The following is a 21,389-nucleotide window of genomic DNA, read 5'->3' on the forward strand; positions in this document are numbered from 1 at the left end:
GCTGGCCGGCGCCGGTCCGATCGACCGGGGTGAACCGTGTCGTCGTGGCGGCGGCGGGTGCCTCGTCGATCGGCAGCGCCGCGGTCCCTTCGGCGTCGGCGGCACCGCGGGCGGCCGTGTTGCGCTTGTTGCTGACGAACAGGGCCGAGGCGACGACGCCGACGAGCAGGATGGTGGCCGGGAGGTACATTGCCTGGCTCAGCGCGGTGCTGAACGGGTGCACGATGAAATCCGGGAGCTTCGTCGCGGCCGAGCCCTCGGAGAATTTGCCGTCACCGAGGTGCTGGGCCGCCAAACGGTTGGACACCAGGGCGGCGATCACCGCACTGCCCAGGACGGAACCGATCTGCCGGGTCGTGTTGTACACGCCGGCGCCGGCGCCGGCCAGCTCCATCGGGAGGTCATGGGTCGCGGTCGAGGCCAGCGGCGCCCAGATGCAGGAGTTGGACAGACCGGCGACGCCGCCGATCACGATGAACAACGGCATCGAGCTGTCCGGTTTCATCAGCGTCGCGAATCCGAAGATCGACGCCGCGAACAGAGCGAATCCGATCGTCGGGATGATCCGCGGCGGCATCCGGTCGGAGATCTTGCCGATGATCGGCGCGGTGATACCGGTGACGATCGCCATCGGCGCGAAGACCAGGGCCGCCCTGGTCGGCGAAAACTCGCGCACCGCTTCGAGATAGAAGTAGGCGGGCACCATCAGAGCCGTGATCGCCGCGCCCATCGCGGCGATCGCCACACTCGACAACGCGAAGTTCCGGTCGCGGAACAGGCTCATCGGCACCAGCGGTTCACCGGTATTGCGCGCCTGGTTGATCACGAACAGACCCAGCACCACGACACCGGCGATGATCATGGTCCAGATCCAGGCGTTCCAGTTGTGCGCGTTGCCCTCCTGAATACCGAAGACCAGCAAGAACATTCCGATACCCGACAGGGCCACGCCGACGAAGTCGAACCGGTGCTCGTGCGTCTCCAGGGCGGGTACCAGCCACAGTGCCAGGACGAAGGCGACGACCCCGATCGGGAGATTGATGTAGAAGATCCAGTTCCAGCCCAGCTGGTCGACCAGGACACCGCCCAGGATCGGGCCGACCAGGGTCGCCAGTCCGGCGACGCCGCCCCACAGACCCATGGCCGCGCCACGCTTGTTCGGCGCGAACGTACGGGTGATCACGGCCATCGTCTGCGGGGTCATCAGCGCCGCGCCCAGCCCCTGCACCGCGCGGGCGGCGATCAGCATCTCGATGCTGCCGGACAGGCCGCACCACAGCGAGGCGAGGGTGAAGACCACCAGGCCGATCAGGTACATGTTCTTGGGGCCGAACCGATCTCCGAGCCGGCCGGTCACCAACAGCGGTACCGCGTAGGTGAGCAGGTACGCGCTGGTCACCCAGATGACCTTGGTCATATCGGTGTTCAGGTCGTGCATGATGGTCGGATTGGCCACCGCGACGATGGTCATATCCAGCAGAATCATGAAGAAGCCCACGACCAGCGCATACAGCGCGAGCCAGGGATTGTGTCGGGTGGTCATGGGTGTCTGTGTCCTATCGAGCGGGCAGCGATCGCGGGTGAACGATCGGTACGACATAGGGGGAATCTCGCGCATCGTGGGGGATGCGCCTCAGTGGTCGGCGGGAAGTGAACCGCCGTTCCGCAGTTGGGCAAGTACGTCGTCGGTGACGGCTGTGCCCCAGGCGGGACCCAGATCCTCGGTCTCACATGTTTCGACGCGTTCGCCATCGGGGGTGAACTGCTCCCATTCGAGGGTGCCGTCCCGGAGCTCGGCGCTGATGCGGCGCAGCCAGATGACCTCGGCGTCGGTCTGGGCACGGATGTATTCGATGACCATCCAATAGCGGCGTGGTACCCGTTTCGCGGGAAGCCACTGCAGGAGGGCGTCGAGCTCGGCGAGGTCGTTGTCCAGCCAGCCGATGCGCTCGGTGATCAGCTCGATCACCTCTTCCGCGGGCATGTTGTGCGCCTCGGAGATGGCCAGCGGGAAGATCGGGTATTCGCGGACGGGACGACGGATGATATCGGTGATCCGGTTGCGCAGGGCGGTCCTACCTGCGGGATTGATCCGGTAGGTGGTTCTTTCGGGACGATTGCCGGCTCGGTCGGTGCCCTCGGCGCGCACGAGCTCCTGCTCGGCCAGGCGGGTGACCGTGTGATACAGCGAGCCCGGCCGGACCTTGACCAGATAGTCCTCCCGGCGCTGCACGAGCAGTTGATACATCTCGTACGGATGCATCGGCCGCTCCTCGAGCAGCGAGAGCACCGCGAGCGCCAGTGGCGTCAGCGTGGCACCTCGCTGCTTGGTCATTGTGGTCGCTCCTGTTCGTCGATGGGGACTCTAATCGAGACCGCTGACATCTCCCGCTTCAAATATTCCACTCCGAATATACGACGCGGGTGAAGGTGAAACAAGGGAGAATTGCCACCGTCACACCGGATCGATCACCGCACGGGGCGCGGGGACAGCACACGAAAGCGCCGGGCCGGAATCATTGGATGCGATTCCGGCCCGGCGCTGTCGCGAACCGTATTCGGTTGTTGCCGTGCGGCGTTCGGTCAGGCCGTCGGCGAGAACGCCTCCGCCAGGATCTCCGCCTGCTCGACCGCGTGCACCTTCGACGAACCCGAGGACGGGGCCGACATGGCACGGCGCGAGATCCGGCGCAGCTTGGCGAACCGGTCCGGCAGGATCTCCGGCAGGTTCAGCCCGAAGAACGGCCAGGCGCCCTGGTTGGCCGGTTCCTCCTGCACCCACGCGATATCGGTCGCGTTGGGGTAGGTCGACAGCTTGTCGTTGAGCCGGTAGGAGGGGATCGGGTAGAGCTGTTCGATGCGCACGATGGCGACATCCTCACGGCCCTTCTTGGCCTTCTCCGCGACCAACTCGTGGTAGAGCTTGCCGCTGGTCAGCAGGATCCGCTTGACCTTCGCGCGGTCACCGTCGCCGCTCTCGTAGGTGGGCTCCTCGAGTACCGAGCGGAACTTGTTGTCGGTGAAGTCCTCGATATTGGACACCACGGCCTTGTTGCGCAGCATCGACTTCGGGGTGAAGACGATCAGCGGGCGGCGGATGCCGTCCAGCGCGTGACGGCGCAGCAGGTGGAAGTAGTTCGACGGGGTGGAGGGAACCGCCACCGTCATCGAACCCTCCGCACACAGCTGCAGGAACCGCTCGATGCGGCCGGAGGTGTGGTCCGGACCCTGGCCCTCGTGACCGTGCGGCAGCAGCAGCACGACCTCCGACAGCTGACCCCACTTGGCCTCACCGGAGGAGATGAACTCGTCGATGATCGACTGCGCGCCGTTGACGAAGTCGCCGAACTGCGCCTCCCACAACACCAGCGCGTCCGGATTGCCCAGCGAGTACCCGTATTCGAAGCCGACCGCGGCGTACTCCGAGAGCGCGGAATCGTGTACCGCGAACCAACCCGGGTTCGCACTGCCGATGTTGTGCAGCGGGGTGTACTCCGCGCCGGTCTTGCGATCTATGACCACCGAATGCCGCTGGGTGAATGTGCCGCGGCGAGAGTCCTGACCGGTCAGGCGCACCGCGCGGCCCTCGTCGATCAGCGTGCCGAAGGCCAGCAGTTCGGCGAAGGCCCAGTCGACCTTGCCCTCGTAGGACATCTCGCGCCGACGCTCCAGCACCGGCTTGACGCGCGGGTGCACGCTGAAGCCCTCGGGCACGTTGAGGAACGCGTCACCGATGCGCTGCAGCACGGTCTTGTCCACCGCAGTGACGACGGTGCCCGGGACGGTCTGCTCCTCCTCGACCGATTCGCTCGGCTCCGGCGGATACTTCTCCAGTTCCCGCACCTCGTTGAAGACTCGCTCGAGCTGGCCCTGGAAGTCGCGTAGCGCGTCCTCGGCCTCCTTCATCGAGATGTCGCCACGACCGATCAGCGCCTCGGTGTAGGACTTGCGGACGCTGCGCTTGGTGTCGATGACGTCGTACATGTACGGCTGGGTCATCGACGGGTCGTCGCCCTCGTTGTGGCCGCGGCGGCGGTAGCAGATCAGGTCGATGACCACGTCCTTGTGGAACTTCTCCCGGAAGTCGGTGGCCAGGCGGGACACCCAGGTGCAGGCCTCGGGGTCGTCGCCGTTGACGTGGAAGATCGGCGCGCCGATCGACTTGGCGATATCGGTGGAGTACTCGGTGGAGCGGCTGTTCTCCGGCGCGGTGGTGAAGCCGATCTGGTTGTTCACCACGATGTGCACGGTGCCACCGACGCGGTAACCACGCAGACCGGACATGTTCAGCGTCTCCGCGACCACGCCCTGACCGGCGAAGGCGGCGTCACCGTGCAGCATCAGCGGCACGACCGAGAAGGTGCGCGCCTCCTCGCCCTTGGTGACCAGATCCTCCTTGGTCAGCAGATCCTGCTTGGCGCGGACCAGACCCTCGAGCACCGGGTCGACGGCCTCGAGGTGCGACGGGTTGGCGGTCAGCGAAACCTCGATGTCGTTGTCGCCGAACATCTGGATGTAGGTGCCGTGCGCGCCGAGGTGGTACTTCACATCGCCCGAGCCATGGGTGGCGGCCGGGTTCATGTTGCCCTCGAACTCGGTGAAAATCTGCGAGTACGGCTTGCCGACGATATTGGCCAGCACGTTCAGGCGGCCGCGGTGCGGCATACCGATGACGACCTCGTCCAGGCCGTGTTCGGCACACTGGTCGATGACCGCGTCCATCATCGGGATGGTGGACTCCGCGCCCTCGAGCGAGAACCGCTTCTGGCCGACGTACTTGGTCTGCAGGAAGGTCTCGAACGCCTCGGCCGCGTTCAGCCGCGACAGGATGTACTTCTGCTGAGCGACGGTCGGCTTCGCGTGCTTCTGCTCGACGCGGTCCTGAATCCATTGCAGCTGTTCGGTTTCCAGGATGTGGGTGTACTCCACACCGACGTGGCGGCAGTACGCGTCGCGCAACACCGACAGCACGTCGCGCAGCTTCATCCGCTCCTGGCCGTGGAAGCCGGCGACGTTGAATTCGCGATCGAGATCCCACAGGGTCAGCCCGTGCTGGGTGACGTCGAGGTCGGGGTGGCTGCGGAACTTGTCCTTGACCAGCCGCAGCGGATCGGTGTCGGCCATCAGGTGGCCGCGACTGCGATACGCCGCGATCAGCTCCTGCACGCGCACGCTCTTGTCGACGCCGCGTTCCTTGATGTCCTTGCGCCAGCGGACCGGCTCGTAGGGCACGCCCATGCCGTGGAAGATCTCGTCGTAGAACTCGTCGGAGATCAGCAGGTTGTGCACGGTGCGCAGGAAGTCACCCGACTCCGCGCCCTGGATGATGCGGTGGTCGTAGGTGGAGGTCAGCGTCATCAGCTTGCCGATACCCATCTCGGCGAGCTGCTGATCGCTCATGCCCTGGAACTCGGCCGGGTACTCCATCGCGCCCGCACCGATGATCGCGCCCTGGCCGGGCATCAGCCGCGGCACCGAGTGGACGGTGCCGATGGTGCCCGGGTTGGTCAGCGAGATGGTGACGCCGGTGAAGTCCTCGGTGGTGAGCTTGCCGTCGCGGGCCCGGCGCACGATGTCCTCGTACGCGTTGTGGAACTGCGCGAAGTTCATCGTCTCGCAGTTCTTGATGGCCGCGACGACGAGGGTGCGCGCGCCGTTCTTACCCGGCAGGTCGATGGCCAGGCCGAGGTTGGTGTGCGCGGGGGTGACCGAATTGGGCTTCCCGTCGACCTCGGCGAAGTGCCGGTTCATGTTCGGAAAGGCCTTGACGCCCTGCACGATCGCGTAACCCAGCAGGTGGGTGAAGGAGATCTTGCCGCCACGGGTGCGGGCCAGGTGGTTGTTGATGACCAGGCGGTTGTCGACCATCAACTTGGCCGGGATGGCGCGGACGCTGGTCGCGGTCGGGATGGTCAGCGAGGCCGACATGTTCTTCACGATCGCGGCGGCGGGACCGCGCAGCACCTGCGAGGCGTCGGCCGACTCGGCGGACTTCGGCGCGCCGGAGGTCGCAGCGGCGTTGGAGGCCGGGGCCGGGGTGGTCTGCGGGGTGCGCGCCTGCGGCGGAGCGGCGGCGGCAGAGGTCGCCACGGCGACCTTCGGGGCGACCGGGTTCGGTGCGGCGACGGGGGCGGCGGCCGGGGCGGGCGCGGCCTCGGGGGCCGGGTTCGCAGCGGGAGCTGGGACGGGGGCCGCGGCTGTGGTCGCGGTGGCGGCGGCAGTCGGGGCGGCAGCGTTGCTGGCACCGTTGTCGGACGGACTCTCCGGCGTGTAGTCGGCGAGGAACTCGTGCCAGCTCTCATCGACCGACGACGGGTCTTGCTTGTACTTCTGGTACATCTCGTCGACGAGCCACTGGTTCTGTCCGAACTGGGATGTTGAGCTGCTCACAGCAGGTGTTCGCCTCATTTCGTTCTTCGCGCTGCGACGTTTGTGACGTGCTCGGCACGGGTATCGGCAATTTGCGCGCCGATGCGCCCTTTCTGAGGATAGGCCCAGCCCTGAACCGGCGCTTCACGGCGGTGCCTGCGGGTCGCTGCCTGATTACCCAAGCTGCCTCCTCCGGACCGCTCCGAACTCCGCACCCCGCTGGCGAATCCACGTTGCCAGGAATCTGCCGGACGGGACCGGCCTCATGACTCATAAAAGACGACTCGTCTCAGGTCGAGAATATTCCCTCACCTGCCCGTGCCGCTTCCCATAGTCGGCTGTAGATGCCGTTCGCCGCGACGAGTTCGGCGTGGGTGCCGATCTCCGCGATGCGCCCGGCGGCCACGACGGCGATCCGATCGGCCCGCGCCGCGGTGGCGAGCCGGTGCGCGACGATCACCGCCGTGCGGCCCTCGGTCATCGCGGCGCTGGCGGCCAGGACCTTCTCCTCGCTGACCGGATCCAGCACGGCGGTCGCCTCGTCCAGCAGCAGCAGATCCGGATCGACCAGTTCGGCGCGAGCCAACGCGATCAGCTGCCGCTGCCCGGCGGACAGGCCGCGCCCGCCCTCGCCGACCGGCTGGCGCATACCGTGCGGCATGGAGGCGATCATGTCCAGTGCGCCAACGGTTTCCGCGGCCCGCTCTACCTGCGCGGCAGTCGCGGCCGGTCGGCCGAAGGCGATATTGGCGGCGATGTCACCGGTGAACAGGTGCGCCTCCTGCGGGACGACACCCAGGCGAGCGCGGAAATCCGCCAACCGGTAGTCGCGCACGTCCGCGCCATCGACCAGGATCGCGCCCGTGGGGTCGGACGATGTAGCGGCCGCGTGCTGGGGCGCGTCGTCGAGCGGGATCGAGCCGGTCGGGCCATGCTGCGCGTCTTCCAGAACTGCGCCGTCGACGTGGATTGCGCCGGTCGAGGGCCGTGTGGTCGTGGCATCCAGCTCCGGTGCCACGATCTCCGGTGCCACGATGGGATCGCGTGGGGCCGCGATATCGGGAAAGGTGCCATCGACCTGCGGGTTCGGTGCGCCGGCGGCCGAATGCGCGGTCCGGTCTTCGCGGTTCGGTCCGTGGTCGATTCGCGGTGTGCCGCTGCCGCTGCCGGTGCGGGCCGGTTCGAGGCGACCGGGATCCTGAGGGGCGGCGGGCGGCAGGTCGTAGAGACGGGCGAGGAGTTTGACGATGGTGGACTTGCCCGCGCCGGTCTCGCCGACCAGTGCCAGGCTCGACCCGGCCGGAATGTGCAGGCGCAGGCCGTCCAGAGCGGGGGAGGGCGCCCCCGGATACCGGAAGTACACCGTGTCGAATACCACATCGGCTGCTCGGCCCGCGTCCGCCGGGACCGGTTCGGGCGGATCGGGTGCGATGGATGACGGTGTGCGCAGGAGTGTTTCGATGCGTCCGAGCCCCACTCGGGCCTGCTGGTATCCGTCGAACACCTGTGACAGCTGCACGATCGGATTGATCAGCAGGCTCAGGTACAGCACGAAGGCGACCAGCGTCCCAGGAGTGCTCACACCGTGCGCGATATCGCGCGCACCGACGAAGACCACCGCTGCCTGGGCCAGATCGGCCCAGGCGACGATGAAGCCGAAATACACCGCGATCGCCTTCTGCGCTCGCATCCGTGCCTTGCGGTAGGCATCGGAGTAGTTGGTGAAGCGCATCCCCGCATGCGGTTCGGACCGGTAGGCCTGGGTGGTGCGCAGTCCGGCGATGTTCTCCTGGAAATCCGCGTTCACCGTGGCCACGCGCTCGCGGGAGGCCGAGTACGCCGAGGCGGAGATCTTGCGGAACACCAGCGTCGCGATGGCCAGCGGCGGCAGGGCCGCGAAGACCACCAATGCGAGGCCTGCGTCGCAGATCACCAGCGCCACCATGACCCCGGCGACGGTGGCGATGCCGATCAGCGCTGTGCCGAGCCCGGTCTGCAGAAAGGTCGACATCGCATCGATGTCGGTGGTCATCCTGGTCATGATCCGGCCGGACAGTTCACGCTCGTAGAAGTCGAGACCGAGCCGCTGTAGATGCGCGTAGCTGCGAATGCGCAACCCATAGAGCACTCGCTCACCGCCGCGGGCGGACAGCATCGTGCCCGCGGCCTCGTCCAACCAGCTCAGCAGGGCCAGAACCAGCGCCCCCAGTGCAGCGGCCACCAGCGCCGCACCGCTGTGCGCCGCCACGCCGTGGTCCAGCGCGTAGCGCGTCAGCATCGGGAAGCCGACGCCGATGCCGCCGTCCAGGGCCAGCAGCACCACCACGGCCACGAGTAGCCAGCGCACTGGCCGCAGCAGTCGCAGTAACCGGAAATTCGGATCGGGACGTTCGTGCTCACTCGGATCGATACCCGGTGGCTCGTCCGCCGCGGGGAGCCGTGCGAGCGTGTCACGCAGCTCCGGGGGCACGTCGACGCCGGGCGATTCGATCTGCTGCGGCCGATTAGCTGCGAGGTCCGTGTCCGCGGGTGCTTGTTGCGGCTGACCGGTGGATGCTGCCGACGACGGAGTCTGTTGCGCTCGGCCTGCCGTGGCTTCGGTGGGCGCGGGAAGTTGTTGTGGCGCTGAGGAATCGACGCGCTGCGGTGTGGTGGCGGTTGCGGCTGTGGTGGCCTCGCCTGGTTCGGGCCAGAGGTTCGCGACCTCGCGGCGGGGTGGCGCTGGTAGGCGGATGACACGGTCGGCGTGGGCGAGGGTGGATTCGCGGTGCGCCAGGATGACGGTGGTGCGGCCGGTGTCGTCGGCGAGGCCGTCGAAGATCGCCGCCTCGGTCACGGCGTCGACCGCGGAGGTCGCGTCGTCGAGAACCAGGATGCGCGGGTCGGCCAGCAGGGCGCGGGCCAGGGCAAGACGCTGGCGCTGCCCCCCGGACAGGGTCAGGCCGCGCTCGCCGACGACGGTGTCGTAGCCATCGGGCAGGGCTGTGATGAACGTGTGTGCCGCGGCGCGCTCGGCGGCGTGCCGGATCTCCTCGGCGGTGGCCTCGGGACGGCCGAGGGCGATATTGGCCGCGACGGTGTCGGAGTACAGGAACGGTTCGTCGAAGACGACGCCGACCGCCGCGCGCAGATCCGCAGCCCGCAGCTGCTCGATATCGGCCGCGCCATTCGTGCCGTGCAGCACGATATGCCCGGCATCGGGGTGGTAGAAGCGCGGCAGCAGCATGGCCAGGGTGGATTTTCCCGAACCGGCGGGTCCGATGATCGCGACGGTCTCGCCTGGACGAACGGTCAGGTCGAAATCGTGCAGCACCGGGCGACCGGGGTCGAAACCGAAAGTGAGGGAATCGATCTCGATGCCCAGCGGTCCCTCGGGCAGCGGCCGCGGCTCCGGCCCGTCGACGGTGTCGGGTGCGTCGTCGATCACCGCGAACACCCGTTCCGCGGCCGCGCGGGTGAGCTGCGCCATCACGATGATGCTCGCCACCACGCGGGTGCTGCCCGCGAGAATCGTGACGTAGGCGGCGAAGGCCAGGAAGGTGCCGATGCCGATCGAGCCGTGCAGGGCGAGCATGCCACCCAGGGCGATCACCGCCACCATGCCGATCTGCGGGATCGCCGCGACCGTGGGCGCGAACCGGGACTCGATGCGCGCGGCGCGCATCCGCTCGCCGAAGAGCCGGCGCGCGTGCCCCTCCAGCACGCCCACCATGCGGGCCTCCTGGCCGAATCCCTTGACCACCCGCACGCCGGTGACGGTCTCCTCGACGTGCTGGGCCAGATCGGCCGCGCGCTGCTGCGCCGACCAGGTGGCCGCGTGCAGGCGCGGGCGGGTGCGATAAACCACCAGCATCAGGGCGGGCACGGTCAGCAGCGAGACCAGCGCCAACGGCGGAGACAGCACGATCATCACGATCGCCGCCAGCACCGCGAGCAGTAATTGCATCGCCGACATCGGCGCCATCGCCAGAAAGCCTTGTACCAATTGCAGATCCGAGATCGACCGGGACACCACCTGCCCGGTGCTCACCCCGTCCTGGCCACGCCCGTCATATCGGTGCAGCGCCGTCAACAGCGATACCCGCACCTGGTGTTGCACATCCAGCGCCAGCCGCCCGGCCAGCCACCGCCGACCGGTCGCAGTACCGAACCGCACGATCGCCAACATCACCAGAACCGCCGTGACACCGGTGATCGCTCGCATATCGCCGACTCGGGCGCTGTCCAGCGCCTGCTTCGCCGCCACCGGGACAGCCGCCTCGGCAACCGCACCCAACAGCAATGTGAGAACAACCGCCGACAGCAGTCGCGGACGCGCCCAGCACGCGATCCACAACCGGCGTAACCATCCGACCTCGCCGTTCCGAGCCACATCCGCCCCCGTTTCTACCGAGCTCCTCATCGGCCTCCGACATTACCGAGCGGAACCGACAACCCCCCTCACCCGCGAATTCTTCCCTGGTGATGCTTGTGTGCAGCGTCATCGGCCGCGTGAGCTCGTGCGGCCGCGCCCGGCGTGGCCGCGATTGCCGGTACCGAAGACGCCCGATCCGTTCGGCGGATTCCACCCCGGGCGGTGCGAGGACTACAGATCGCGCTGGCCCAGTTTCCACCAGGACAGTGCACCGATGGCAGCGGTCCAGATGACGAGCACGACGGCGGAGACGGCGCCCGGAGACAGGAAGGGGCTGCGCGAGAACGAGCCGACCGCGGCCGCGCCGATGGTGGCCGATTCGGGGAGCAGGACCGCGACGCCCGCGATGCCGATTCCCCGGACGATCAGCCACAGCATCGGCTCGGCGACCAGACACCAGCCGATCATGGCCGTCACCGCCAGCCCTGTGGAGCGCAGCAGCAACCCCATGCTCGCGCCGATGACACCCCAGCAGACCGCCGCGAGCAGGCCGCCGAGCAGAACTCCCGTCAGACGCAGGCCGAACTGGACCTCCGAATGTCCCAGTATCGCCAGCCCGATGCCCGCGCCGATCTCGGCTGCCAGTCCGAGCGCCAGCGAATACACCGCTGCCACACCGAGTTTCGCGCCGAACCGCAGGTCGCGGTCCGGGACGAACAGGGCCGTCAACGGCATGCTCTCGTAGCGGTATTCCGCACCTGTGGCCGAGGCGCCGCTCAGCGCCGCGGCGACGATCGCGACCAGCACGGCCAGATACAGCCCGACCGTGGCGGTCCCGGTGGCGATCTGCCCGCCGTCCTGTGGTCCGCTGCCGGTTCCGGCGCTGACCAGGCCGGTGACCAGCCCGATCGCGGCACAGAAGGCCGGGAGCAGCCACCCTGAACGCTGGGTCGTCACCCGGCGGATCTCCGAGTACGCGGCCCGGCGCACGGACACCGGAATCTGCGACAGGGACGGCAGTTTCGGCAGCCTGAGCATGGTCGGATTCATTGCGGCATCCCGTACGGTGTCGGCGCGGTCCTGGTCAGAGCGGTCAGCACCCGGTCCGGATGCACGGGCTCGGGGATCATCTCGGTCAGCCGCACCCGGGCGCGACCGGCTGCGGCCTCGATTTCGGCGCGGCCGGCCTCGGCGATCGCCAACCGGCCGTCCGAGCGCATGACGGTATCGGTGAAGCCCTCCGCGGCCAGCATCGTGGCCAGTGCGATCGGACTCGAGGCGGCCACCACCAGGCGGTCCGGATGGCTGCGCCGCAGCGAGCGCGGACTGCCCTGATACACCACCGATCCGGCGCTGAGTACGACCAGATTGTCCGCGACCGGCAGCACGGCCGACAGACTCTGCGAGGTCAGCAGGGTGGTGCCGCCACGGCGCGTGTGCCGGCGCAGGCGATCGAACAGCCATGCTCGTTCGGAGCCGTCGAGTCCGGTGAGCGGATCGTCGAGGATCAGCAGCGGCGGGTCGCCCAGCAGCGCCAGCGCCAGCGCCAACCGCGCGGCCATATTCGGCGGCAGTGTCTGCACCTTGTCTCCGGCCACCGAATCCAGGCGGGTCAGGCCGAGAATTCCGTCCACCTCGGTATCGGTGACGCCCGCTGCCGCGGCGTAGACGAGCAGCTGCCCACGCACGGTCCGTCCCGGTTGCAGCCCGTGTGGCTGGAACATCGCGCCCACCGGGCGGTTCCCGCGCACGCCGGAACCCGGTCCGCCGACCGACGCAGCACCGGACGAGGGTTTCAACTGGCCGAGCAGAATCTGCACGAGCAGCGACTTCCCGGCTCCGGGCGGCCCCACCAGGGCGGCTGTCGTCCCGGCCGGTACGGAGAAATTCACCTCGCGCAGGACCGTGACGCCCTCGAACTTCATGGTCAGCCCGCTGACGCCGAGGGCAAGCGGTCGTGCCGCATTCATCGTTCGCTCCTGCGGGCCGTGGTCGTCGGGCGGGACGGAAAGATCACAGCTGCTCCTCGCGCGGCTGGTCCAGGCCGGGCAGGGGATCCGCGTCGATCACCACCGGAGTGTGCCAGACCAGCGGTGCCGGGCCGAATGCCTGGTGTGCGTTGGCGATGGTCTGTTTACCCAGCGTCCGATTGCCGAACCCGCCGATGGCCGCGCCGATTCCGGCGGGCAGCACCTTGCCGAACATCAACGGGCTGCGCTTGGCCAGGAACCGCAGGATGAAGCGTCGCATCAGCGTGTCGTTGAGGCTGCGGATACCGGGAATGCGCTCGGTCAGCAGTGTGGCCCAGTTCTGCGCCGAGCGACCGACGTTCTTCTCCACGATCGCCATGCCGCTCTCGCCGAGCACGACCGCCAGCACCAGCGCGCGGCGTCGCTCGGCGTCGTCGGGGGCGACCCCGTGCACGGCCGCGACCGCGAGGGTATAGACCGCCGAGGCCTCCAGGAAGAAGGTGGTCTCCGCGCTGACGGCCGCGAGTGCGGCGAGGGTGCCGACCGCCGGTACCGCCGCGGTCGCGCCGACGGCCGTGCCGCTGCCGGTGACGGTCGTGAGGTACAGCGTCTCGATCCGTCCGATGATCTGCGCCGGTGATTCCTCGGGATGTGCGCGCCGGAAGCGGTCCACGTACTTGGCGACCGCGGGAGCCTGAAACTGCGCGCCGTTGTCGAGTATGGACCGGATCGCCTTCTCCACCCCGGCCTTGAATATCGGCATGTCACCCCTCTCGTCCGCGCCGAGTCTAGTGTGAGCGGTCCCGATGCCGCCGGTGCGGCGAAACCGGTTCGCCGGGATCAGGCCGGTGGACCGGTGGTCGACGAAATTGTCGGTGGTCCGGCCTACCGTGAAGGCGTGAGGGAGCTCACCAGTGACTTCCGCCGCCGCGTCTGCCCGGCGGCAGTGCGGGTGTGCACGAGTCGACGTCCTCGCATCGGAAGTACGAAAGCTGTCCAGGGGGTGGATGCGTGACTGTGATACCTGTTGTCGACCCGGCCGCCGACGGAGCCGGATCTCGTCGCCGGGGTGGTGGATCCCCGGCCGTGAGCGTGGGCGAACTCGTCGGGGAGTCGCTGGCGTGGCAGCGGGCGGTGGGCGGCGCTCGCGCGACGGATGGCGGAGGCATCTCCGAAGGCGCGCGTGCCGCGCCCGATCCGCGCTTGCGGCCGTATCTGCGGGATTACGTCGGTTATCTGCTGCGTGGTTTCCCGCCGGGAGTGCACATCGGGATGCCGTCCACGGCGCTGACGGTGATCATCACGATCGATGAGCCGATCGAATTGCCGGTCAGCTGTCATCCCGCCCAGTCCGGCGGCAGCTGGGATGCGCTGGCCAGCGGGCTCACCGTCCGGCCGTGCCTGATCGGGCACCGCGGATATCAACACGGTGTCCAGCTCGCGGTGACGCCGCTGGGAGCGCGGGTGCTGTTCGGCGTGCCGACCGCGGATCTGGGATCGTGGCTGGTCGACCTGACCGACCTGCTCGGGCCGCGGGCCGCGGAGCTGCGCGAACGGATGGCGGCCACCGCCGACTGGCCGCGCCGGTTCGCGATTCTGGACCGGATCCTGCTCGAACAGCTGCGGGAGGCCACGATCGAACCGGAGTTGTGGCGGGCATGGCAACTGCTGACCGGATCGGCCGGGCGCGTGCGCGTTGGCGCGGTGGCCGAGGAGATCGGTTGGAGCAGAAGGTATCTGAGCTCCCGATTCGCCGCGGAATTCGGGATCACGCCCAAGGACGCCGCTCGGCTGGCGCGTTTCGAGTCCTCGCACAGACTGCTGCGCACGGTGACCACCGACGCCGCGACCGATATCGCCACCCGGTCTCGTGCAGGCGCGACCCTCGCCGAGGTTGCCGCCGCGACCGGCTACTACGACCAGGCGCACATGGCGCGCGAATGGCGGGAGCTGGCCGGGCTGCCACCCTCGCGGTGGCTGGAGTGTGAGGTGTTCCCATTCGTCCAAGACCCGGTACCCGGATTGTTGGAAGGCTGACGAGCATGACCGACACAACCAACGAAATCAGCACCCGCGTCACGACCCCGGTGTGGCCGTGCCTCACCTATCGCGACGCCCCCGCCGCGATCGAGTTCCTCTGCCGCGCATTCGGTTTCACCGAACGGGCCCGCTACGGCGAGGGCGCCGTCATCCAGCACGCCGAACTCGGCCGGCCCGGCGGTGGCGGCATCATGCTCGGCTCGGTCCGCGAGGATTCGGTGCACAGCCAACTGCCGGTCGCCAGCGGTTCGGTGTACGTGGTCGTCGACAACCCCGACGAGCTGTACGCCCGCGCCGAGGCGGCCGGAGCCATCATCCTGCGCGGCCTGCGCGACGAGGACTACGGTTCCCGCGGCTTCACCTGCCGTGATCCCGAGGGCGTCGTCTGGAGTTTCGGCACCTATGCCGGAGCCCCGGAGGGAGAGTGATCATTCGGCGCGATGGACCAGACCGCCCCCGTCGATCTCGACCTGATTACCGGTGTGGAACCAGCTTCCGGTGAAACGGGATTCGGTGGTCTGGGGGTCGTTCCAGTACCGCGGGGTGACGTTCGGTCCGCGGCATAGCAGTTCGCCGCGGCCGGATTCTGCTCGCGGACCCCACAGAGCCAATTCCGTTCCGCCGAAAGGAAGTCCGAGTAGATCGCGGCAGTGCGGGTCGCCGCTGTCGGCCAGCGCCAAGCCGATACCGCTGGTTTCGGTCGCGCCCCAGACCGACCACTGCCGCGCCAGCGGGAAAACCTCGCGCAGCGCGTCGGCGACGATGGCGCAGGTGCTGGGATCGACGGCGGCCAGTTCGGCGCGATGGCCGGCGCTGCAAACCTGCCGCACCCCGTCGGCATGCAGTCCGGCCAGGTCGGGCAGGAGCCCGGCGAAGATGCGCGGCGTCGCGCAGACCGCGTCGATGCGTTCGGCCACAATGGTTTCCGCGATGAGCGCCGGATCGGGAGTCAGGACGACGGTGCCGCCGACCGCGAAGGTCGGCAGCATCTGGTCCACACACCCGCTGGCGTGGGCCAGCGGCAGCAAGACGAGATTGCGCATCCCATCTGTGGGCAGATCGAGTGCGCCCACCATGGAACGAACCGCCGAGAGCAGGTTCTCGTTGGTCAGTTCCACCCCTTTGGGATCGCCGTATGTGTGCGCACCGACCGGGCAGACCGTGCCGCTGGTGTAGCACAGCAGCGCCAGCTCGCTCAGGGACGCGCCGTCATCGATGAAGGCCGCACCGTCGGGCAGCTTCGCGTAGTGTGCCTCGGCCCCGCCGCCGTCCAGTACGAAATCCGCCGAGCTGTCCGCGAGGAGTTGATCGGCGAGCGCGTCGGGCAGTTGGTCGGGCACCAGCACGGGTACCGCGCCGGACAGCAGCGCGCCCAGGAATGCCTGTACCCAGCGCGCACCCACCGGCATGCGCACCGCGACCCGGTCGCCGTAGCCGATGCCGTGCTCCTGCAACCCTCCTGCGATCCTGGCGGCGCTATACCACAGCTGCCGGTAGGTCAGCCGTATCTCGTGCCCGCTCGCACCTCCGATCTCCACCACGGCCTCGCGGTTGGAGAATGCGTGCACCTGTACGTCGAGCAGTTCGGTGAGTGCCGGATTGAGGTTGCCGTAGCGCAGAACGCCATCGGCGCCACGGGCAAGAGGGTTGGTACACCAGGGATTTCGTGTCTGTGGATATTCGACGAGCTGTGGCATACGTCCCTCCGAGTGCCTCGTATCCGGCAGGCACCTGTGACTATATGACGCAGTTCACAATCGTGGGCTGATTGTCGGCAAACGTGTCTCGGCCGTCATCGCCCGGAGTAGTCGGCCTTGTCCGGCCCGACATCCAGGAAGCTGCGCACCGCACCGCGCAGATCCTCGGTCGCGAACAGTTCGCCCGAGACGCGCGGCGTCACCGAATCCGCGTGCGCCACACCGCCGGAGCGCCATGCCTCGATGATCTGCTTGGTCGCCGCGTGCGCACGGGTCGGGCCGTCGGCCAGCCGGGTGGCCAGGGCGCGGGCGGCAGCGTCGACATCCTCGTGCACGGCGTTTACCACACCCCAGTCGGCCATGGTGGCCGCGTCGTACAGGTCGCCGGTCATGACGAATTCGCGGGCGCGGCCCGAACCGGCGCGTTCGGCCAGCCGCTGCGGGCCGCCCATCGATGGTGTCAGCCCGACGACCGTCTCCACCAGCCCGAACTTCGCCTTCGGCGCGGCGAGGATGATGTCGCAGGCCAAGGCGATTTCGAAGGCGGCGGTGAGGGTCAGCCCGTGCGCGGCGAACACCACCGGGCACGGCAGCGCCTCGATCGGATGGATGACGCGGTTGAACAGGTCCTCCCACAGCTCGGTGCCCTGTTCGATCGACAACCCCTCGAAAACGTGCACGTCCACGCCCCCGGAGACGACCTTGCCCTCCGCGCGCAACAGCACCGCACGTGCAGGCGTGGCGGTCAGGTCGGCCACATTCGCGGCCAGCGAGTCCAACAGAGCGTTGTCGAACAGGTTCAGCGGCGGGTGAGCGATCGTGATGGTCGCCAGCTGCGCCCCGGCGTCCGTATCGGTGCGGTCCAGGCGGGTGGGTTGGGGAAGCTCACTCATGGGCCGAATCTAGCCATCCGAGGCCGTGCAGAGGAGAGCGACCCGGTTCGATCTGCCAGACTCGAGGCATGAGCGGCACCTCGGAGACGGCCGGTTATGTCGAGCCCGGCGCGTACGAGCGGGACACCAACTACATCAGCACCCGGATCACGGCCGACGGCCGTGCCGGGTATCCGGTCGAGCCGGAGCGTTATCGGCTGGTCGCGGCGCGGGCCTGCCCGTGGGCGAATCGGACGTTGATCGTGCGCCGGCTGCTCGGTCTCGAGGATGTGCTCTCGCTGGGTCTGTGCGGTCCCACCCACGACCAGCGCAGCTGGACCTTCGACCTGGATCCCGGAGGCGTGGACCCGGTGCTCGGCGTGCACTTCCTGCGCGATGCGTATCTGGCGCGCTTCCCCGATTATCCACGCGGTATCACGGTGCCGGCGGTGGTGGACGTGCCGACCGGACAGGTCGTCACCAACGACTACGCGCAGATCACCCTCGACTTCTCCACCGAATGGGTGCGGTATCACCGACCGGGCGCGCCGCAGCTGTATCCCGAACCGCTGCGCGCCGAGATCGACGAGGTGAACCGGCGCGTCTACACCGAGGTCAACAACGGCGTCTACCGCTGTGGATTCGCCGGTGACCAAGCCGCTTACGAGGCAGCCTACGATCGGCTGTTCACCGCGCTGGACTGGCTCGCACAGCGGTTGTCCGGCCAGCGCTACCTGGTAGGGCAGACCATCACCGAGGCCGATGTGCGGCTGTTCACCACACTGGCCCGTTTCGACGCGGTCTACCACGGTCATTTCAAATGCAATCGGGCCAAGCTTGCCGAGATGCCGGTGCTGTGGGCCTACGCCCGCGACCTGTTCCAGACTCCGGGCTTCGGCGACACCGTCGACTTCACCCAGATCAAGCAGCACTACTACCTCGTTCACACCGACATCAACCCCACCCGGATCGTGCCCAAGGGGCCCGACCTGTCCGGCTGGCTCACCCCGCACGGCCGCGAGGCGCTGCCCGGCACTCCCTTCGGCGAGGGCACCCCGCCGCCCCCGCCCCGACCCGCCGAACAGGTCCCCGACCAGTTCGCGGTCTGAGTCGGCCGCATCCGGTCACCGAACTGGGCGCGCGAGGCTCACTCCAGCAGGCGATCACTCAGCCGGGCACGCAGATCCTCGGTGAGTCCGATGGCGGTGAAGTAGCCGCTCAGGTCGGTGTGCAGGTCGTGCATCGAATCCGTTCCGGCGGCAAGATATTCCGGTCGGACGCCGAGCACCTCGGGCGGAAGGCTGAGGCGGCCACCGGAGTTGTGGTGGACGTCGGCGGCGAGGGCCTCGGCGGCGTGATTGCTGAGCAGGAACTCGGCCAGGATGTCGTCCTCGGTCACGCCGATCGCGCGCAGTAGCGTTGCGATCGCCCAGCCGGTGCGATCCTTGCCCGCGGCGCAGTGCACCAGCACGGCGCCGTCGCCGCGCAGGATCGATTCGGCGATGGCCAGCAGGGCCAGGTGTGCCTCGGACATCCCGGGGAACGATCGGTAGACCTGCAGCATCTCGGCGAGCCCGTCGCGCTCACCGGCCGCCTCGTGCGGCGGCTGTCCGCCGATGGCCGAGTCGAACGGGGTCAACCGCAGGCGCACGCCCCCGGGCAGGATGTCCGCGCCCAGGTGGTCGATCTCCCGCGGTCCGCGTAGATCGTGCACGGTGCGCACGTTGAGTTCACGTAACTTTTCCTGGCCCCGGGCGTCGATCCGGCACAGGTGCGCCGAGCGCAACAGCACACCGCTGCGCAATTTGCGTCCGCGCGCCGTATGTAGCCGGCCCACGTCGCGGTAGTTGAAGGTACCGGAGATCTGAAAGTGGTCTGGACGTGCGGTGTTCATCTGTCAAGGCTACGGTCGGGCTGGTTGCCCCCGGGTGTCGTTCACCGATCGAACCGGCGAATCTCCGGCGGCATGTGGTATCCGACACAGAGATCCGGAACCGAATCCGTGGTTCACTGGAACTTCAGCCCGATCACCGACTCGTCTCGTATTTCGGCGGGATGATGGGACGGATGTCCGTTGGATCGCATCCTGATTCCAAGGGGGTAACAAAACATTCTTCCAGTCCGTAAAACCACACTGAACTCGGTCGCCATCCCTGGAAACCTCCTATATTAGTGAAGGTTGAACGGGTCGACCGGGCGCGGGTCCGGTCCGATCAGCGAGGATCTGCAACCCGTTGAGCGGCCCGCGCCGGCGAGGTGCGCGTGTTCAGTTTGCCCAAGGGAGTCTTCGTTGAGCGCTAGTGGAGAGATGACCGAGCTCCGGCCCAGGCCGGCGCTTGCCGATGCGGTGGAACGGGCGTGCGCCGAGCTCGATTTTTCCGGCACGCGTGCGCTACGCGTCCTACTGCATGCCGGGGTGAGTGTGCTGTGGCCCGCGATCAAGGCCACGCCGGAGCGTCAGGTGCGCATCTACGAGACCACCATCACGGCTTTGCGTCGCAGGTGGGGCGGGCGGGACGAGTGTGCCGCCGATCAGTCGGCGGGCGCGCTGTTCCAGCATCAGGAAGCGGAGGTCACGGCGTTTCTGCGGCTGTGCGCGGAGCGGTCCGGAACCGAATGGATCGAGCCGGTCGAGGCGATCTCGGCTTATGCCGTCGCGGTCATGCGGGGGACGATACTGCGCTGGTTGGCCGACTGCGACGACGAGACGACCCTGGTGGTACTCGATGATCTGGTTTCGAGTCTGTCCACCAAGGCTGTCGACAAGTAGCCGCCAGGTGATCGCCGCCACGGGATTGCGGATGTGCGCCGCCGCATAACTGGACGTGTGACCAGCTTCGTGATTCAGTGGAGTCTGTGACAGACGCGTCGTCCATCGCCGGCCTGCATGCCGCCACCGCCGATCTGGATCCACCGCTGGCCGCGCTGGACTTGGCCGCGTTGCGCGCCAACGCCGCCGATCTGGTTCGTCGGGCCTCGGGTGTGCCGATCCGCGTGGCGAGCAAGTCCGTGCGCTGCCGTGCCGTCCTCGAAGAGGTACTCGGCTCCGGTCCGACCGCATCCGGCGGATTCGCCGGGATCATGAGTTATGCACTGCCCGAGGCGATCTGGCTGGTCCGCCACGGCGCCCGGGACGTTCTGCTGGGTTATCCGAGCGTGCATCGCGCCGGGTTGGCCGAACTCGGCGAGGACGAGATGCTGCGCGACTCGATCACGCTCATGGTCGACGACACCGCCCAGCTCGATCTGATCGAAACGACCGTCGGCGCCGACCGCGTGCGCCCGCGCATCTGCTTGGACGTGGATGCCTCGCTGCGAATCGGCCCGCTGCACCTGGGCGTTCGTCGCTCACCGATCCGTACCCCGGAGCAGGCCGCCCGGCTCGCTCGCGCCGCCCGCGATCGCGGCTTCGAGGTTGTCGGGGTGATGACCTACGAGGCGCAGATCGCGGGCCTGCCCGACACCAATCCCGCGGTACGACTGGTGAAAAAGCTCTCGGCCGCGGAGATCGCCACCCGCCGCACGAAGGTGCTCGACGCGGTTCGTTCCGTCGTGGGTGATCTACAGATTGTGAACAGTGGCGGCAGCGGTTCGATCGAGGTGAGCGTCTCCTCGCCCGGTGTCACCGAGGTGACCTCCGGTTCCGGACTGTACGTGCCGACGCTGTTCGACGGATATCGCAGCTTCGCTCCGCGTCCCGCCCTGTACTTCGCCGAGCCGGTGTTGCGCCGCCCTGCGCGCGATATCGCCACGGTGTTCTCCGGCGGTTACATCGCCTCGGGTCCGGCGGGTAAATCCCGCGTGCCGAAACCGGTGTGGCCCAGCGGGTTACGTCTCATCGGCACCGAGGGTGCGGGTGAGGTGCAGACCCCGCTCGCCGGAGCCGGTGAGCTGGCGATCGGCGATCGCGTCTGGTTCCGCCACGCCAAGGCGGGGGAGCTGTGCGAACGTTTCGACACGCTGCATATCATCGCCCCCGATGGCACCCGCACCACCGTCCCCACCTACCGCGGGGAAGGCAAGAACTTCGGCTGAGCTGGATTTTTGCCTCCGCTTCGCTGCGGTGTTTTTGGCCTCCGCTTCGCTG

14 protein-coding genes and 1 pseudogene are annotated in these 21,389 nt (G+C 68.0%); 5 read left to right on the forward strand and 10 right to left on the reverse strand.

The features are described 5' to 3' along the window. Nucleotides 1-88: 88 nt before the first annotated feature. From NV1_RS45755 to NV1_RS19440, 7 genes and pseudogenes are all read right to left on the reverse strand, one after another. A pseudogene (locus tag NV1_RS45755) lies at nt 89-1,543 on the reverse strand (DHA2 family efflux MFS transporter permease subunit); the annotation flags it as partial. 90 nt (nt 1,544-1,633) lie between these two features. Further along, entirely contained in the window at nt 1,634-2,335 is a 702-nt protein-coding gene (locus tag NV1_RS19415; protein WP_067893204.1) for a PadR family transcriptional regulator, read from the reverse strand. Nucleotides 2,336-2,583: 248 nt separating this feature from the next. After that, a complete protein-coding gene (locus NV1_RS19420) occupies nt 2,584-6,408 on the reverse strand; it encodes a multifunctional oxoglutarate decarboxylase/oxoglutarate dehydrogenase thiamine pyrophosphate-binding subunit/dihydrolipoyllysine-residue succinyltransferase subunit (protein WP_169813352.1) in 3,825 nt (1,274 codons plus the stop codon). Between the two features lie 250 nt (nt 6,409-6,658). Next, nucleotides 6,659-10,771: an ABC transporter ATP-binding protein gene (locus NV1_RS19425; protein WP_084525529.1), complete on the reverse strand. Its 4,113-nt coding sequence runs from the start codon at nt 10,769-10,771 to the stop codon at nt 6,659-6,661. Nucleotides 10,772-10,954: 183 nt separating this feature from the next. Further along, nucleotides 10,955-11,761, reverse strand: a complete 807-nt coding sequence (locus NV1_RS19430; RefSeq protein ID WP_157117132.1) for an ABC transporter permease — start codon at nt 11,759-11,761, stop codon at nt 10,955-10,957. An 8-nt stretch (nt 11,762-11,769) separates the two neighbouring features. Next, nucleotides 11,770-12,693, reverse strand: coding sequence for an ATP-binding cassette domain-containing protein (locus NV1_RS19435; protein WP_067893210.1), 924 nt, complete (start codon nt 12,691-12,693; stop codon nt 11,770-11,772). A 43-nt stretch (nt 12,694-12,736) separates the two neighbouring features. Continuing rightward, a complete protein-coding gene (locus NV1_RS19440; protein WP_067893212.1) occupies nt 12,737-13,456 on the reverse strand; it encodes a hypothetical protein in 720 nt (239 codons plus the stop codon). 371 nt (nt 13,457-13,827) lie between these two features. Here NV1_RS19440 and NV1_RS19445 point away from each other — a divergent pair, with 371 nt between their 5' ends. Continuing rightward, complete coding sequence (locus tag NV1_RS19445) at nt 13,828-14,730, forward strand: helix-turn-helix domain-containing protein (protein WP_067893302.1); 903 nt, start codon at nt 13,828-13,830, stop codon at nt 14,728-14,730. 5 nt (nt 14,731-14,735) lie between these two features. Next, nucleotides 14,736-15,161, forward strand: coding sequence for a VOC family protein (locus tag NV1_RS19450; protein ID WP_067893214.1), 426 nt, complete (start codon nt 14,736-14,738; stop codon nt 15,159-15,161). Here the strand turns inward: NV1_RS19450 and NV1_RS19455 are convergent, their stop codons facing one another. Beyond that, nucleotides 15,162-16,430 (reverse strand): class I adenylate-forming enzyme family protein, encoded by a 1,269-nt coding sequence (locus NV1_RS19455; RefSeq protein ID WP_067893216.1) that lies wholly within the window; start codon nt 16,428-16,430, stop codon nt 15,162-15,164. It abuts the gene before it with no gap. A gap of 95 nt (nt 16,431-16,525) precedes the next feature. Further along, a complete protein-coding gene (locus NV1_RS19460; RefSeq protein WP_067893218.1) occupies nt 16,526-17,323 on the reverse strand; it encodes an enoyl-CoA hydratase/isomerase family protein in 798 nt (265 codons plus the stop codon). Nucleotides 17,324-17,391: 68 nt separating this feature from the next. On the opposite strand from NV1_RS19460, the gene NV1_RS19465 reads away from it, so the two are divergent. Then, nucleotides 17,392-18,411 (forward strand): glutathione S-transferase family protein, encoded by a 1,020-nt coding sequence (locus tag NV1_RS19465; RefSeq protein WP_067893220.1) that lies wholly within the window; start codon nt 17,392-17,394, stop codon nt 18,409-18,411. Between the two features lie 38 nt (nt 18,412-18,449). Here the strand turns inward: NV1_RS19465 and NV1_RS19470 are convergent, their stop codons facing one another. Further along, nucleotides 18,450-19,196 carry a tyrosine-protein phosphatase gene (locus tag NV1_RS19470; protein WP_067893222.1) on the reverse strand — a complete coding sequence of 249 codons (747 nt, stop codon included), beginning with the start codon at nt 19,194-19,196 and terminating at the stop codon, nt 18,450-18,452. Between the two features lie 396 nt (nt 19,197-19,592). Between NV1_RS19470 and NV1_RS19475 the strand changes: the two genes are divergently transcribed. Then, nucleotides 19,593-20,072 (forward strand): TetR family transcriptional regulator, encoded by a 480-nt coding sequence (locus NV1_RS19475; protein WP_157117134.1) that lies wholly within the window; start codon nt 19,593-19,595, stop codon nt 20,070-20,072. 86 nt (nt 20,073-20,158) lie between these two features. Further along, entirely contained in the window at nt 20,159-21,337 is a 1,179-nt protein-coding gene (locus NV1_RS19480) for an alanine racemase (RefSeq protein WP_067893225.1), read from the forward strand. Nucleotides 21,338-21,389: the final 52 nt, after the last annotated feature.

This window comes from Nocardia vaccinii NBRC 15922 (assembly GCF_001613305.1).
In the GTDB taxonomy this organism is placed as follows: domain Bacteria; phylum Actinomycetota; class Actinomycetes; order Mycobacteriales; family Mycobacteriaceae; genus Nocardia; species Nocardia vaccinii.